The sequence below is a fragment of the Aquihabitans sp. McL0605 genome (assembly GCF_049993875.1).
Classification (GTDB): domain Bacteria; phylum Actinomycetota; class Acidimicrobiia; order Acidimicrobiales; family Iamiaceae; genus Aquihabitans.
Window position 1 is genome coordinate 3,379,269 of sequence record NZ_CP188252.1, and the last position, 15,485, is coordinate 3,394,753.

16 protein-coding genes are annotated in these 15,485 nt (G+C 71.9%); 7 read left to right on the forward strand and 9 right to left on the reverse strand.

Features of this window, described 5'->3' with window-relative positions:
* Positions 1–978, forward strand: a complete 978-nt coding sequence (locus tag ACPPVX_RS15555) for an NADPH:quinone oxidoreductase family protein (protein WP_426571482.1) — start codon at positions 1–3, stop codon at positions 976–978.
* 3 nt (positions 979–981) lie between these two features.
* Here ACPPVX_RS15555 and ACPPVX_RS15560 read toward each other — a convergent pair whose 3' ends face one another.
* The 3 genes from ACPPVX_RS15560 to ACPPVX_RS15570 all read right to left on the reverse strand — a co-directional run bounded on the left by ACPPVX_RS15560 (position 982) and on the right by ACPPVX_RS15570 (position 3,656).
* A complete protein-coding gene (locus ACPPVX_RS15560) occupies positions 982–1,710 on the reverse strand; it encodes an SDR family NAD(P)-dependent oxidoreductase (protein WP_426571483.1) in 729 nt (242 codons plus the stop codon).
* Entirely contained in the window at positions 1,707–2,990 is a 1,284-nt protein-coding gene (locus ACPPVX_RS15565; RefSeq protein ID WP_426571484.1) for a cytochrome P450, read from the reverse strand. Before ACPPVX_RS15565 ends, ACPPVX_RS15560 begins: the two co-directional genes overlap by 4 nt.
* Before the next feature lie 78 nt (positions 2,991–3,068).
* A complete protein-coding gene (locus ACPPVX_RS15570; RefSeq protein ID WP_426571485.1) occupies positions 3,069–3,656 on the reverse strand; it encodes a TetR/AcrR family transcriptional regulator in 588 nt (195 codons plus the stop codon).
* A gap of 144 nt (positions 3,657–3,800) precedes the next feature.
* Here ACPPVX_RS15570 and ACPPVX_RS15575 point away from each other — a divergent pair, with 144 nt between their 5' ends.
* From ACPPVX_RS15575 to ACPPVX_RS15600, 6 genes are all read left to right on the forward strand, one after another.
* A complete protein-coding gene (locus ACPPVX_RS15575; RefSeq protein ID WP_426575045.1) occupies positions 3,801–5,117 on the forward strand; it encodes an LLM class flavin-dependent oxidoreductase in 1,317 nt (438 codons plus the stop codon).
* On the forward strand, positions 5,117–6,034 hold the full coding sequence (locus ACPPVX_RS15580) for an HpcH/HpaI aldolase/citrate lyase family protein (protein ID WP_426571486.1): 918 nt from the start codon (positions 5,117–5,119) through the stop codon (positions 6,032–6,034). The genes ACPPVX_RS15575 and ACPPVX_RS15580 overlap by 1 nt, the downstream gene beginning before the upstream one ends.
* Complete coding sequence (locus tag ACPPVX_RS15585; protein WP_426571487.1) at positions 6,031–7,068, forward strand: dihydrodipicolinate reductase; 1,038 nt, start codon at positions 6,031–6,033, stop codon at positions 7,066–7,068. The genes ACPPVX_RS15580 and ACPPVX_RS15585 overlap by 4 nt, the downstream gene beginning before the upstream one ends.
* Before the next feature lie 86 nt (positions 7,069–7,154).
* Entirely contained in the window at positions 7,155–8,792 is a 1,638-nt protein-coding gene (locus ACPPVX_RS15590) for a thiolase C-terminal domain-containing protein (RefSeq protein ID WP_426571488.1), read from the forward strand.
* A 36-nt stretch (positions 8,793–8,828) separates the two neighbouring features.
* A complete protein-coding gene (locus tag ACPPVX_RS15595; protein ID WP_426571489.1) occupies positions 8,829–9,140 on the forward strand; it encodes a hypothetical protein in 312 nt (103 codons plus the stop codon).
* A 10-nt stretch (positions 9,141–9,150) separates the two neighbouring features.
* Entirely contained in the window at positions 9,151–10,665 is a 1,515-nt protein-coding gene (locus ACPPVX_RS15600) for a class I adenylate-forming enzyme family protein (RefSeq protein WP_426571490.1), read from the forward strand.
* Here the strand turns inward: ACPPVX_RS15600 and ACPPVX_RS15605 are convergent.
* From ACPPVX_RS15605 to ACPPVX_RS15630, 6 genes are read right to left on the reverse strand one after another with little or no spacing between them, the layout of a single operon-like run.
* Positions 10,644–11,264 (reverse strand): nitroreductase family protein, encoded by a 621-nt coding sequence (locus ACPPVX_RS15605; protein ID WP_426571491.1) that lies wholly within the window; start codon positions 11,262–11,264, stop codon positions 10,644–10,646. The two genes, ACPPVX_RS15600 and ACPPVX_RS15605, sit on opposite strands and share 22 nt — an antisense overlap.
* Complete coding sequence (locus ACPPVX_RS15610) at positions 11,261–12,091, reverse strand: SCO6745 family protein (protein ID WP_426571492.1); 831 nt, start codon at positions 12,089–12,091, stop codon at positions 11,261–11,263. The genes ACPPVX_RS15605 and ACPPVX_RS15610 overlap by 4 nt, the downstream gene beginning before the upstream one ends.
* Before the next feature lie 14 nt (positions 12,092–12,105).
* On the reverse strand, positions 12,106–12,552 hold the full coding sequence (locus ACPPVX_RS15615) for a hypothetical protein (RefSeq protein ID WP_426571493.1): 447 nt from the start codon (positions 12,550–12,552) through the stop codon (positions 12,106–12,108).
* A gap of 56 nt (positions 12,553–12,608) precedes the next feature.
* Positions 12,609–13,130: a VOC family protein gene (locus ACPPVX_RS15620; protein WP_426571494.1), complete on the reverse strand. Its 522-nt coding sequence runs from the start codon at positions 13,128–13,130 to the stop codon at positions 12,609–12,611.
* Positions 13,131–13,149: 19 nt separating this feature from the next.
* Positions 13,150–15,081: a DUF4214 domain-containing protein gene (locus ACPPVX_RS15625; RefSeq protein WP_426571495.1), complete on the reverse strand. Its 1,932-nt coding sequence runs from the start codon at positions 15,079–15,081 to the stop codon at positions 13,150–13,152.
* Positions 15,078–15,485: a hypothetical protein gene (locus ACPPVX_RS15630; protein WP_426571496.1), complete on the reverse strand. Its 408-nt coding sequence runs from the start codon at positions 15,483–15,485 to the stop codon at positions 15,078–15,080. The genes ACPPVX_RS15625 and ACPPVX_RS15630 overlap by 4 nt, the downstream gene beginning before the upstream one ends.

Sequence of the window (15,485 nt, forward strand, 5' to 3'; positions counted from 1 at the left end):
GTGCGGGCGGCCGTGTGCTCGTCGTACGGCGGGCCCGACCAGGTCTCGGTCGCCGAGATCGATCCGCCGCCGCTCGGCCCGGGCCAGGCGCGCATCGCGGTGCGCGCCGCCGCCGTGAACTACCCCGACGTGCTGGTGATGGCCGACAAGTACCAGATCTCGGTGCCCCTCCCGTTCGTGCCCGGCAGCGAGATGGCCGGGACCATCATCGAGGTGGCCGACGACGTGCAGGGCCTGGCGGTGGGCGACCTCGCCATCGGCACCGCGATCGCCGGAGGGTTCGCCGAGGAGGTGGTGCTCGGCGCGTCGGCCGTCATCCGGCTCCCTCCGGGCGCCGACCTCCAACGGGCGGCGGCCTTCGGTGTCGCCCACCGCACCGCCTACCACGTGCTCCGCTCGGTGGCGCGGGTGCAGCCCGGCGAGGAGCTGGTCGTCCTCGGTGCGGGCGGTGGTGTGGGCCTGGCCGCCGTGCAGCTCGGCGCCCTGCTCGGCGCCACGGTCACCGCGGTGGCGTCGTCGGCCGAGAAGCTCGCCGTGGCCCAGGAGCTCGGCGCCACCCGCGTGCTCGACCACCGCGGCGCCGACGTCCGCAGCGCGCTCAAGGAGCTGGTCCCCGGCGGCACGGACGTGGTGGTCGATCCCGTCGGCGGTGCCCTCGCCGAGCCCGCGCTGCGATCGCTCCACTACGGCGGCCGCTTCGTGACCGTGGGCTACGCCTCGGGCGAGGTGCCGCGCATCCCGCTGAACCTGGTCCTGCTCAAGGGCATCGAGATCGTGGGCTTCCAGTTCATCGACTTCGTGGGCCACCACACCGACGAGTGGACCCGCAACGAGGCCGAGCTCCTCGACCTGTTCGTGTCCGGCCGGGCCACCCCGCACATCGGCGCGACCTTCCCTCTCGACCGTGTGGCCGAGGCGCTGCAGCTCGTCGCCGACGGCGGTGCCATCGGCAAGGTCGTCATCGACCTCGGGACGTGAGCCCTACATGTACATGCCGCCGTTGACGCCGATGGTCTGACCGGTGATCGAGCTGCCCTCGTCGGAGCAGAGGAAGGCACAGGTGCCGGCGATGTCGGCGGGGGTGCTGGCCCGGCGGATCGGGATGAAGTCCTTGATCACGTCGAGCGGTGGGATCACGCCCGTTGCGACACCGGCCTGCGCCATCGGCGTGTCGACGATCGACGGCGGGATGGTGTTGGCGGTGATGCCGTGCGGCGACAGGTCGACCGCGAGTGCCTTGGTGAAGGCGATCACGCCACCCTTCGAGGCCACGTAGGCCGGTCGATCGGGGGCGCCGGACTGGGCGCTCGACGAGGAGATCGTGACGATCCGGCCCCAGCCGGCGGCGATCATCTCGGCCACCACGGGCTGGGTGCAGTTGAACGTGCCGGTCAGGTTCACCCGGATGGCGCGGTCCCAGGCGTCTTGGGTCAGCTCGGCGAACGGGCCCGAGACGTCGACCCCGGCGCACGTGATCACGATCTCGATCGGGCCCAGCTCGGCGCGGACCACGTCGAAGGCCGCCTCGACCGCAGCCCGATCGCCGACGTCGACGACCTGGCCGAGCACGCCCAGGTCGGCCGCCACCTTCTGGACCGCCTCGGGCTGGATGTCCCACGCCGCCACCTGGTGGCCGTCGGCGGCGAAGCGCTCGACGACCCCGAGCCCGATGCCTGACGCCCCGCCCGTCACCACCACGACCCGGCTCACTTGGCCACCTCCGCCGGGGTCAGCAGGAGGTGGAGCGCCTGGAGGCCGTGGAGGATGTAGATCGGCTCGAACTGCCAGCGGCGGTCACCGGGAGGGCCGTGGAACTCGGGGTCGATCTGGATGTCGGTCGTGCGATCGAGGAACCGCTCGAGCGCGACCCGTGCCTCGATGCGAGACAGCGGGCCGCCCGGGCACGCGTGGATCCCGCGGCCGAAGGCGAGGTGCTCGTTGGCGTTGGGGCGGTCGGGCCGGAACTCGTCGGGGTCCTCGAACCGGGCGGGGTCGCGGTTGGCGCAGCCGGGGAAGATGCCGATCGACGTGCCGGCGGGGATCTCGACGCCGGCGATGGTGGTGGTGCGGACCGCGGTGCGCCCGGCGGTGCGGACGACGCCGTCGTGGCGCAGCACCTCCTCGACGAAGTTGGGGATGCGCTCGTGGTCGGCGCGGAGGTAGGCCTGGATCTCGGGGTCGTCGCCGATGATCCGCAGGCCCGCGGTGATGAGGCGGGCCGTGGTGTCCTGGCCGGCGGCGAACACGAAGGTGGCCATGCGGCAGATCGTGTCGATGTCGGGGATGGAGCCGTCGGCGTAGGTGGCCTGGGCCAGCGAGGTGAGCACGTCGTTGCGGGGCTGGCGGCGGCGGTCCTCGATGTACCCGGCGAACTTCTCCTGCAGGAACGCCAGGGGGTCGTGCGCCACGGTGCCGCCGTCACCGGCCTCGTCGAGGGTGGGCAGGCCGCCGAACGTCTTGCGGAGCTCGGTGTGGTCCTCCTCGGGGACGCCGAGCAGGTCGGCGATGACCAGGAGGGCGAACACCGGGCCGAAGTCGCCCTGCGTCTCGATCTTGCCGGTGCCGATGTGCTCGTCGATGAGCCGGTCGGCGAGGCCGTACATGAAGGCCTCGTTCTCCTTCATGCGCTTGGGGGTGAACAGCCGCATGATCAGGGCCCGCTGGGCGTTGTGCTCGGGCTCGTCGAGCGCCACGGCGTACTCGCTCATCGGCAGCTCGGCACGGTGCTCGGCGATGAACGCGCTGAGGTCGTCGCTGGGCTCGGGCTTCACCGAGAACCCCGGGAAGGGGCCGCCCACGGCGTTGCACGAGGAGAACGTCTCGTGGTCGCGGAGCACCTCGGCGGTGGCCTCGTAGGTGGTGACGGCCATGACGTCGTGCTGGGGGAGGTGGACCACCGGGCACTTCGACCGGATGTGGTGGAAGTACGGGTGCGGATCGTCGGCCAGCGACGGATCCAGGTAGTAGTCGACGTCGTCGAGGTCGGTCACGATCGGTCCCTTGGGTGCTCGATGCTGTGCGACTGCTCAGCATTCCGCCGACTGCCTACCACCGCACGTCGGGGTGGGTCAACGGGCGGGGCCCTCGACCTCGGTCAGCCAGCGCTCGATCAGCGACCGGGTCTCGGCGTGGCCGATCGACATGTCCAGCCCCTCCTCCATCACCAACATGCGCGACAGGCTGGTCATGAACACCAGGAGCACCACCGGTGGCAGCTCGTCGGGGTCGATGCCGTGGCCGGCGAGGGCGTCGGACAGCGACGCGAGCTGTCGGATGCGGAACTGCTCGGCGTAGCCGCCGACCTCGGCGCGGATGGCCGGGCGGTGCCGGGCCAGGGCGGCGAACTCCATGGTGAGCGCGGTGCCGCCGCCCTCGTTGCTGAACGCCCAGAGCGCCCGCAGCGGCTGGGGCGACGCCAGCGCGTCGGCCTGGCGCTCGAGGCCCTGCTCGGCCCGGCGGCGGAACACCTCGAGGTAGAGGTCGTCCATGGTGCGGAAGTAGTAGTGGACGAGCTGGGGCTTGAGCTCGGCCCGGCTGGCCACCCGGCGCGACGTGACCGCCGCGTAGCCCTCCTCGAGCATCAGCTGCTCGGCGGCATCGAGCAGGGCCGCCCGGGTCAGCGAGCTCTCGGCGCCGATCCGGCGGCTGGAGGCCATGGCGTGTTCCTACCAGATGCAGGGCTTCTCATCGGACGAGAATGCGATATACACTTTCCAAGAAGGGCATCTCCGCATGGCGGTCGGGGCCCGTGGGACGGACGAACGAGGAGCGCACACGTGGAGCGAGACCCGAAGCGGCAGATGTCGTTGGTGGGGTTCATGCAGGCCGGCAACGCCACCGTGTACTCCGGTTCGTGGCGCCACCCGGCCACCGAGCACGGCTTCCTCTCGGCGAGCTACTACCAGAAGCTCGGCCGCACCCTCGAGGAGGGCTGCTTCGACCTGATGTTCTTCGACGACCGCCTCGCGATGCCCGGCGTGTACGGCGGGTCGGTGGCCGAGGCGGTCCTGCGGGGCGCCCGGCCGGTGAAGCTCGACCTCAGCGTGGTGCTCGGCGTGGTGGCCGCCGCCACCCGGTCGATCGGCCTCGGCGCCACGTACTCCACCACCTACTACTCGCCCTTCCACGTGGCCCGAACGTTCGCCACGCTCGACCACCTGTCCGAGGGCCGCGCCGCCTGGAACGTGGTCACGTCGATCAACGACAGCGAGGCCCAGAACTTCGGGCTCAGCGAGCACCTGGGCCACGACGAGCGCTACGACCGCGCCGACGAGTTCCTCGAGGCCACCACCGGCCTGTGGGACACGTGGGAGGACGACGCCCTGGTCCTCGACCGGGAGAACGGCATCTTCGCCGACCCCGACAAGGTCCACGAGCTCAACTACGAGGGCGACTGGTACAAGGTGCGCGGGCCGCTCACCGTGCCCCGCACGCCGCAGGGCCGGCCGGTGCTGCTGCAGGCCGGGTCGTCGGGCCGCGGGCTGGCGTTCGCCGCCCGCTGGGCCGAGCTGATCTTCACCGGAGACCCGGGGATCGAGGTGGCCCGCTCCCACTACGCCGAGCAGAAGGCCAAGATCGCCGAGGCCGGCCGGGACCCCGACGCCGTCAAGATGCTGCCGATGGCGTACACCGTCATCGGCGAGTCCGAGGACCACGCCCGCGAGCGCGAGCAGCTGTTCCTGAACGACCTGGTCCACCCGATGGCCTCGCTGACCCTCCTGTCCGAGCTCATGAACTACGACTTCTCGGGCATCGAGCTCGACGCCCCCATCACCGACGAGCTCATCGAGTCGTCGTCGGGCGTGCGGGGCCTGGTCAAGAACCTGCGGGCCAACTTCGGCGGCGAGACGATGACGCTCGCCGACCTGGCCGGCCACCGCGCCACGCTGCTGCAGGGCCCCCGGTTCGTCGGCACCGCCACCTCGGTGGCCGACCAGATGGAGGAGTGGTTCGACACGGCGGCGTGCGACGGGTTCGTGCTGGCCGCCACCCACTCCCCGGGTGCCTACGAGGACGTGGTCCGGCTGGTGGTCCCCGAACTCCAGCGGCGCGGGGTGTTCCGAGACCGCTACACCGGCACCACCCTGCGCGACCACCTCGGCCTCGTCCGGCCCTGATGCGCGCTCCCCGCGTCCGACGATCCGAGCTGGCCACGCCGGCGAGCAGCGAGAAGATGGCCGCGAAGTCGGCCGCGTCCGGCGCCGACCTCGTGTTCCTCGACCTCGAGGATGCCTGCGCACCGCTCGCCAAGGAGGCCGCCCGCGGCACCGCCGTGGCCGCCCTCACCGAGCAGGACTGGGGCCGGACCGTCCGCGCCGTGCGGGTCAACGGGCTCGACACGCAGTGGTGCCACGACGACATCATCGAGATCGTCACCGGCGCCCGCGACGCGCTCGACGTGATCATCGTGCCCAAGGCCCGCACCGCCCGCGACGTGTGGTGGGTCGACGTGCTGCTCACCCAGCTCGAGGCCAAGCTCGGGATGACCAAGCGGATCGGGCTCGAGGTCCTCATCGAGGAGGCCGAGGGCCTCCACAACGCACTGGAGATCGCCCAGGCCAGCGACCGGCTCGAGGCGATCATCTTCGGGGCGGGCGACCTGTCGGCGTCGCTCAAGGCCCGAGTCGACGGCAACTTCGACCCGGTCGGGGAGTACCCGGGCGACTTCTGGCACTTCGCCCGCGTGCAGGTGCTGGCCGCCGCCCGCGCGGCGGGGATCGACGCCATCGACGCCCCGTTCCCGGCGTACCAGGACCCCGACGGCTACCGGCGCTCGGCCACCCACGCCAGCCTCCTGGGCTTCGACGGCAAGTGGTGCATCCACCCGGGCCAGATCCCCATCGCCAACGACGTGTTCGCCCCGACCTCGGCCGAGGTGGCGGCGGCCCGCGAGGCCATCGACACCTACCGCGCCTCCGAGGCCCAGGGCGTGGGAGCCATCGGCCAGGACGGCCGCCTGGTCGACGCCGCCCACATGCGCTTGGCCGAGAACACCCTCTACAAGGCCGCCCTCGCGAACGGAGAACAGCCATGAGCGCCGTCCCCCTCCGGGTGGTCCAGTGGTCCACCGGCAACATCGGCACCCGCTCGCTCCAGGGCGTGATCGGCCACCCCGGCATGGAGCTGGTGGGGGTCTACGTGCACGGCGACGACAAGGCCGGCCGCGACGCGGGCGACCTGTGCGACCGGCCCGCCACCGGCGTGATCGCCACCTCCGACATCGACGAGATCGTGGCGCTCGGCGCCGACTGCGTCCTGTACATGCCCAACGCCTGCGACTTCGATGTGGTGTGCCGGCTCCTGGCATCGGGCGCCAACGTGGTGACCACCCGTGGCGAGTTCCACCGGCCGGCCAGCCTCGTGCCGGAGCTCCGCGAGCGGGTCGAGGAGGCGTGCGCTGCCGGCGGCACCTCCATCCACAGCACGGGGAGCAGCCCCGGCTTCATCAGCGAGGCCATCCCGCTGGTGGTCACCTCGATCCAGCGCCGCCTCGACGCGCTGACCATCGACGAGTTCGCCGACCTGTCCAAGCGCGACTCGCCCGAGCTGCTGTTCGACATCATGGGCTTCGGCAAGGCGCCGTCGACCTTCGACGAGGGCACCCTGGCGTACCTGCGCGACAGCTTCGGGCCGTCGCTCCAGGTGGTCGCCGAGGCGCTGTCGATCCCCCTCGACGAGCTCGAGGCCACGGGGGAGGTGGCCACCGCGCCGCACCCGATCGAGATCGCCGCCGGGACCATCGAGACGGGGACGGTTGCGGCGCAGCGGATCTCCGTCACCGGCAGCCGAGACGGCCGGCCGCTGCTGCGCTTCCGGGCCACCTGGTACTGCAGCACCGAGCTGGAACCGGCGTGGAAGCTGCTCGACACCGGCTGGCACGTGTCGGTCGAGGGCGATGCCCCGCTGGAGATCGAGCTGCGGATGCCGATCCCGCTCGAGCGGATGGCCGAGACCACGCCGGGCTATACGGCCAACCGGGCCGTCAACTCGGTGGCGGTGGTGTGCGGGGCAGCGCCGGGCATCCGGACCACGCCCGAGCTCCCGCCGGTTCTCGCCGACCTGTCCTGACCGACTACCTTTCTTGACGTCGAAGTCAAGATGATGCCAGGGGGCACCACGCCGTGACGGGATCCGAGCCAACAGGGGACGCCGTCGTGCCGGTCCGGAGCGCCGGGTCGCTGCCGGAGCTGACCCCCTTCACCGAGTGGTTCTGGACCGCCGGGTCCTCGGGCCGGCTGTCGATCCAGCGCTGCGACGACTGCCGCACGCTCGTCCACCCGCCCGTCCCGATCTGCCCCGTCTGCCGGAGCCGGTCGTGGTCGCCCTCCCAGGTCTCGGGTCGAGGCACCGTCGTGGGCTTCACCGTGAACTCGCAGCCGTGGTCACCCGACTTCACGCCGCCCTACGTCGTGGCCAACGTGGCCATCGAGGAGTCGGCCGACGTCCGCCTCACCACCAACGTCGTCGGGTGCGACCCGGGCGACGTGCACATCGGCCAGCAGGTGGCCGTCCGGTTCGAGCACCACGACGACGTGTGGCTCCCGGTCTTCGCCCCCACCGGCGCGCCCGACCTGGACATCGACGTCTCGCCCAAGCTGCCCGCCCCGCGCCGCCCGCTCACCGACGACCGCTTCGAGCACCGCGCCGTGCTGTCGGGCGTGGGCCGCTCGGCGATCGGCCGGCGGCTCATGCGCGACCCCCTCTCGCTGGCCGTCGACGCCTGCCTCGAAGCCGTGGCCGACGCCGGGCTCACGCTCGACGACATCGACGGCCTGTCCACCTACCCCGGCGGCATCGGGATGGGCATGAGCGAGGGCGGCGTCACGGCCGTGGAGGAGGCCCTGCGCCTGCACCCCACCTGGATCAATGGCGGCATGGAGCTCCCCGGGCCCGGCGGGTCGATCATCGCCGCCGTGCAGGCGGTGGCCAACGGCCTGTGCCGCCACGTCCTGTGCTTCCGCACGGTGTGGGAGTCGACCTACGCGGCGCTGGGCCTGCGCCCGACGGGCGGCGGGCGCGCCTCGGGCGGCTCGCAGTGGCGGGCGCCGTTCGGCGCGGTGTCGCCCGCCAACTGGATCGGCATGAACGCCAACCAGTACCTCCACCGCTACGGCGCCACCCGCGAGCTCCTGGGCTGGATCGCTGTCAACGCCCGCACCAACGCCGGCCGCAACCCCGACGCCATCTACCGCGACCCGATGACGATCGACGACTACTTCGCGGCGCGCCCCATCACGTCGCCGTTCGGCCTCTACGACTGCGACGTCCCCTGTGACGCGTCGATCGCCGTCGTCGTGTCCGATGCCTCGGTGGCCGGCGACCTGCCGCACCCGGCCATCCGGATCGACGCGGTCGGGACCCAGATCGCCGAGCGGGTGTCGTGGGAGCAGGGCACCATCACCCACGAGCCCCAGGTGCTGGGCCAGGCCGCCCACCTCTGGACCCGCACCAGCCTGCGCCCCGCCGACGTCGACCTCGCCCTGCTCTACGACGGCTTCACGTTCAACGCCGTCTCCTGGCTCGAGGGCCTGGGGTTCTGCGGGCTCGGCGAGGCGACCGACTGGCTCGACGGCGGCCGCCGGATCGCGCTCGACGGCGAGCTGCCGGTCAACCCTCACGGCGGCCAGCTGTCGGAGGGCCGGACCCACGGGTTCGGCTTCCTCCGCGAGGCCATCGTGCAGCTGCGCGGCGACGCCGGCGAGCGCCAGGTGGCCGACGCCCGCACGGCCGTGGTGACGTCGGGGGGCGGCACGCCCTCGGGCGTGCTCCTGCTGCAGCGAGACGGTGCCTGACATGATCACCACGAACAGACCGAAGGAGCACGGGGAATGATCGAAGCCAAGCCTGGAGCGCGCGTGCGCTCGGCGGTCTGCGACGCCGAGGCCGTCATCGTGAAGGCGCCCGCGGGCGACCTCGACCTGCGCTGCGGCGGCGCGGCCATGCACGGGCCCGACGAGGCCGCCGCCGATGGCGCCGTGCTCGTCGCCGGCTTCGACACCGGGTGCCTGATCGGCAAGCGCTACGTCGATGCCACCGGCGACATCGAGGTGCTGTGCACCAAGTCCGGCACGTCGGCCCTGTCGCTCGGCGACGAGGTGCTCGTGCTCAAGGACGCCAAGCCGCTGCCGTCGTCGGACTGAGGAGGGCGTCGTGCACCTGGGGATGCTCCTGCAGATGGCGGCCGACGGCATGGGCGACCGCGTGGCGGTCGGGTCCCGCCCCGGCGGCACCACCATGGCGGAGCTGGCCCTCCGGTCGGGACGGCTCGGCACGCTCCTGGCCGGGCGGCCCGGCGAGCGGGTGGTCCTGATCGACCTCAACTCCGAGGCGGTCCCGCTGGCGCTGTTCGGCTCGGCGCTCGCCGGCAAGCCGTTCGTCCCCATCAACTACCGCCTCACCGACGACCAGCTGCGAGACATCGTCGTTCGCACGGTGCCGGCCACGGTGATCGTGGGGGAGGGCGTGGCGGAACGCCTCGGCCCCATCGACGGCGCCGACGTCCTCACCACGGCCGAACTGCTCGCCGCCTCGCTCGACGAGGCGATTGAGCCGGCCGACCCCTACGCCGGCGACCCCGACGCCATCGCCGTGCTGCTCTACACGAGCGGCACCACCGGCGCGCCGAAGGCGGCCGTGCTGCGCCACCAGAACCTGGCCTCCTACATCCTCTCGACGGTGGAGTTCGCCGGCGCCGACGAGGACGAAGCCGCCATCGTGAGCGTCCCGCCGTACCACATCGCCGGGATCTCGACCGTGCTGTCGTCGCTCTACGGAGGGCGCCGGCTCGTGTACCTCCAGGCGTTCGATCCGGCCGCGTGGGTGGCCACCGTGGAGGCCGAGCAGGTCACCAACGCCATGGTGGTGCCCACCATGCTCACCCGCATCCTCGACGTCGTCGACGACGGGACCGAGCACCTCTCGTCGCTGCGGGCGCTGTCGTACGGCGGTGGCCCGATGCCCGCCGCGGTCATCGAGCGGGCGATGGCCCTGCTGCCCGACGTGTCGTACGTGAACGCCTACGGCCTCACCGAGACGTCGAGCACGATCGCCCTGCTCGGCCCCGACGACCACCGCGAGGCCTTCGCCAGCGCCGACCCCGAGGTGCGGGCGCGGCTGGGCTCGGTGGGCCGACCGCTCCCGTCGATCGAGCTGACCATCCGCGATGCCGGCGGCCTCGAGCTGCCGGTCGGCGAGCGCGGCGAGATCTGGGTGCGCGGCGAGCAGGTCTCCGGCGAGTACCTCGGCGTGGGCGATGGCCTCGACGACGGGTGGTTCGCCACCCGCGACGCCGGCCACCTCGACGAGGCCGGCTTCTTGTACGTGCACGGCCGCCTCGACGACGTCATCGTGCGCGGCGGCGAGAACCTGTCGCCCGGTGAGATCGAGTCGGTCCTGATCGACCACCCCGCCGTCGAGGCCGCCGCCGTGGTCGGCATCCCCGACACCGAGTGGGGCGAGGCGGTGGTGGCCGCGGTGGTCACCTTCCCCGGGACCCAGGTCACCGAGGACGAGCTGCGCGACCACGTGCGGACCCGCCTCCGCTCCACCAAGACCCCCGAGCACATCGAGGTCCGCACCGAGCTGCCGTTCAACGAGACCGGCAAGCTCCTCCGCCGGGTCCTTCGCGACGAGCTGTCCGCCACCTACGGCCAGCGGTCGGTGTAGACCACCGACGCCAGCGGCTTGCGGCGGACCGGGCCGTGGTGGCCCCGGGGCCAGCCCACCACCACGTGGCCGGCGAGCATCCAGTCGTCGGGCACACCGACCGCCTCGCGCAGCATGGCCTCACCGCCGTAGGAGGCCCAGCTCGTGAGGCAGGTCCCCAGGCCCAGGGCCCGGGCGGCGAGCACGAAGTTCTGCACGGCCGGGAAGATCGAGCCGCCGAGCAGCAGGTCGGAGGCCGAGGAGAACCGCTGCTGGGTGAACAGCACGGAGGTGAGCTCGCCGGCGCGGTCGTGGATCTCGTAGGTGGCGCGGTTGGTGCGGGCGACCCGGCTGTCGTCGTCGGGGCCGGGCCGCGACATCCCGTAGACGGGCTCGATCACCTTCAGCGCCTCGGCCGCGGCCGCGGCCACGACGGCGCGCACCTCCGGGGACCGCAGGACGATGAAGCGCCGGGCCTGCATGTTGGCGCCCGACGGCGCCCACGAGGCCGCCTCGAGGCACCGGGTCAAGGTGGCGTCGTCGACCGGCTCGTCGGTGAAGCGGCGGATGGTCCGGGCCGTGGCCATCACCTCCCAGACGTCGTCGGAGGTGTCGCTCATCCGAACACGCCGCTGGCCATGACGGCCTTGCTGAACGGCTTGGCCAGGGCGCGGAGCCGCTCGCACCCCTCGGCGCCGAGCGCCTGCCACGGCGCCGCCGCGAGGCGATCGGTGGTGGCTTCGATCTCGGCGCGCAGGGCGCGCCCCTCGTCGGTGAACGCGCCGGTGCCGGCATCCACCAGCCCTCGGTCGGCGAGGCGCTGCCCGGCCGCCGCCCAGTCGGCATCGGACCAGCCGCGGCTCGACTGGAGGATCGAGGCCGGCACGTCGCCGGCAGCGGCATGGGTGACGAGCGCCTCGCAGCCATCGAGGCCGGCCATCGTGAGGGCGGCGAGGTGGCCGTCGCCGCGGAACTCGCGCAGCAGGGAGATGGCGTGCCACAGCACGAGGTGGTGTTCGTCGGGCCACGGCAGGGACGCGTGCCCGGCGAACAGCGGCCGGCCGTGGAGCGGCAGGTCGGTGGCGGCCTGACGGGCGAGCGCGGCGGCCTCGGCCATGTCGGCACCGGCGAGCACGTCGGGCCCCAGCACCGATCGGAGGGTGGCGTCGGCCGCGTCGAGGCGGGCCTGCACCAGGGCGGCCGGCGTGGTGGTGGCCCACACGCCGGCCATCGCCCGGGTGACCAGCGCCGGGTCGAAGTTGAAGAAGGTGGCGATGACCACCTCGGCCGGCACCGCCCCCATCGGGGCGCTGCGCGACGCGAAGTACCCGGACCGGCCCGTGATGCCGAGCGCGGCGTAGGCCTCGATGGCGCTCGGGGCGAAGTAGATCATCCCGTGGTACGCCTCGAGGCTTCCCCACATCTTCCGGACGACCAAGGGCTCCATCGGTGGGCTCGAGGTCAGGCGAAGATGGCCGTGATGCGGTCGATCACGGCCTGCTCCTCGGGACTGGTGCCCTTGGCCGCGGCCGCGATGGCCACGGCGATGTGCGCCAGCCAGGCGCGGACGCCGGCGGCCTCGTCGTCGGGGAGCTTCTTCAGCGCGCTGGAGGCCGCGGGCAGGTCGGCGAGGAGCGTGTCGACCATCGCCGGCAGGGTGCTGGCCTTGTGGTCCTTGACGTCGTGGCGGGCTTCCTTGCTCTTGGCCACCTCGATGATCTCGGCGATGAGCTCGTTGGCGGCGCCGTGGTCGGCCGGTGCGGCGATCGCCTTGGCCGACGCCGTCGACTCCTTGATCATCGAGATCGGGCCGTGCGGTCCGACCACCGACATCGCCATCGAGATGAGCAGCGGTGCCTCGCTGAGGGCCTGCCATTCGTCGTCGGTGAACACGCTCTTGTCGGACACGGGGTCTCCCTGGGTTGCGGAGTGGCGAGCCTACCGACGCCCGGAGGGGCCGGCGATCAGAGGACGATCTCGCCGTACATCTCGCCCAGCGGGTCGGCGATGAGCTCGACGCGCTCGCCGTCGGGGCCCAGGAAGTAGATCGAGGTGCCGTCGATGTGGGCGTACTCGATCCCGGCGTCGTCGAGCTTGGCCTTGAGGTGGGCCCAGCGCTCGGGCTCCACCGATATGGCGAGGTGGTGGAGGCCGCCGAGCACCTCGGCGTAGGGCCCGAGGTCGAGGCCGGGCAGGTCGAAGAAGGCGAGGCAGTTGCCGTTGCCGATGTCGAAGAAGAAGTGGGTGGAGCCCCGGTAGTCGCGGTTCTCGAAGAGCGTGGTGAGCGGGAACTCGAGCAGCCCTTGGTAGAAGTCGATCGTGGTCTCCACGTCGTGGGAGAGCAGGGCCACGTGGTGCACGCCCCGGGCCGACGACTCCGGCCGCTCGCCTGGCGGCCGGAGGTGGCGTCGGCGCAGCTCGTCCCACTCGGCGGTGCGATCGATCTGCGCCCCGTGCTTGGCCGGCTGCTGCTCGGTGTCGCCCATGCGGCCCGAGGCTACGCCGTCACGGGTGGACGAGGGTCTCGTAGGCGGCGCTGTTCAGGTAGACCAGCGCCCCCCACTCGCTCATGTGGTGGTCGCGTGAAGCCTTGGCCGACTCGAGCCACAGGGCCTTGGGCGGCATGGCCTTCAGGGTGCCCAGGCCGACCAGCGTGGCGTCGACCTCGGGGGAGAGCGTGCGCTGGCCCTCGCTCGACTCGGAGAAGGCCACCATCACGTCGCCGCGGCTGAGGCCGCCGGCCATCTTCGCCACCCAGTAGTCGAGCCCAGGCTGGTCGGGCTTGCGCTGGAGGACGTTGCCGTAGACCAGGTTCACGAAGGTGGGGTCGTCCACCGTGCCGTACGCCGTCTTGAACTCGTTCGACGTGGCGAACGACTTGGCGATGACCGACAGCGACGTGCCCTTGGACCGCTTGGTGATCCAGTAGTTCAGGCCGTTGAGGTCGGGCTCCCGGTGGAAGTACGCCTGGTAGAGGCGGGCGACCGGCGCCCGGTACTTGGCGAACGCGGGGGCGTGGGCCAGCTCCATGATGAAGCGCCCGGAGGTCAGGCGCCCGTTGTAGAGGTCGTCGACGGCGTTCGGGTGCACGTTGTCGATCCCGAACCGGTAGCTGAGGTCGGCGATCATGTCGCCCAGGCCCATGGCGTGCGGGCCCGAGGACTCGTAGCGGCGGGCGAACGCGTCGCCGGCGCCGTTCGTGTCGGCGGTGACCAGGTTCGTGGCCGCCGAGTTGAAGGCGGTCGCACCGTTGCCGTCGGCGTACGACGGGCCGGAGGCGGACTGGTTGCCGCTCGTGTGGGAGACCGTGTCGATCTGGGTGGTCAGGGCACCCGACACGTCGCGGAGGAACACGTCGGCGTGGCCGTTGGCGGTGACGTTGTAGTCGATGTCGTCGGCGTTGGACTCGAACACGACGTAGGCGCCGGTGGCGGAGATCTCGGGTCGGCCCGAGTCACCGTTGCCCTGGGGGGTGGCGTCGAGGTTGCTGGCGATGCTGACCCGGAGCGTGCTCGCGGTCGACAGGTACCGGATGAACACGTCCTGGCTGTTGTTGGTGTCGCCGGCGACCAGGTTGTTGCCGGTCGACGAGAAGGCGACGGCCTGGCCGTTGTCGCTGACCGACGAGTGGTCGCTGCCCAGGTTGGGCGCGCCCTCGGTGTCGGTGAGGCTGATCCGGGTGGTGAGCCCGGTCTGGCGGTCGCGCTCGAACACGTCGGACACGAAGTTGTCGTCGCCGGCGACGAAGTCGGAGCTGCTGGTCGTGAACGTCACGTAGCGGGCGTCGGGGCTGATGCTGGGCTGGCCCGAGCCGCCGTTGCCCTGCGCCTCGGTGGAGGACACGTCGATCTGCTCGACGAGGCCCGAGGCGAACTGGTAGGCGAACACGTGGTTGGTGGTGGCCGTGTACACCACGTAGCTCGCCTCCGAGGCCAGCACGTTCTCGCCGGGCTTCACGGCGATGGCCACCTGGCTGCCGGGCAGCTGCTTCATGTTGACCCGCCTCGTGTGGCCGGTCTCCAGGTCGCGCACGTACAGGTCGAGCGCGGTGGCCGGGCCCTCGCCCATGTTCGTGGCCGCCGTCTCGAACAGGACGCGGCTGCCGTCCTTGCTCACGCCGTCGACCTTGGACGGGGCGTTGGCCGGCTGGTCGGCGTCGTTGAGCGAGACCAGCTCGGCCTCGCCGCTCACCAGGCTCTTGAGGTAGCTGCCGGTGCCGGTGAGGCGGCTGAAGGCGAGCCAGTTCCCGTCGTCGGACACGTGGGCCGAGCCCGTCCCGCCGGCGTACTGGCTGCCGCCGGAGTCCGTCGCCCGGACCTGGACGATCGAGTGGTACGTGGTCTGGGCCGACGCGGGGGTGGCCGCGAGCGGGACCACGGCGGTGGCCGCAGCGAGGGTCAGGCCCGAGACGGCCAAGCGGAGACGGGTGCGGGTCATGAGGGGGTGCTGGTCCAGTCGATGGTGAAGGCGGTGGGGTCGGTGGCGCTGAGCTGGGCGGGGAGGGTGGCCCCGGCCTGGACCAGGTGGATCGAGGTCATCGGCACCATCACGGCGGCCGACGCGGGCACCGGTGGGCGGCCCGGCGCGAGCAGCAGCACCGACAGCTGGACCACCGGGGTCCCGCCGATGGACGACGTGGTGGGGGCGGCCGACACGATCTGCGCCGTCCCCTCGACCAGGTCGCCGGGAGCGGCGGTGAGCACGGCGGCCTGCTGGGCCATCGAGGCGTTCAGCACGGCCATCTTGGCGTTCATCTCGCTCAGGCGGGCGCCCGGGGAGCTCGTCGCCTCCATCTGCTTCGTCTGCGCCTTGATGGCGCTGAGGTCCTTGAAGAAGCCCAT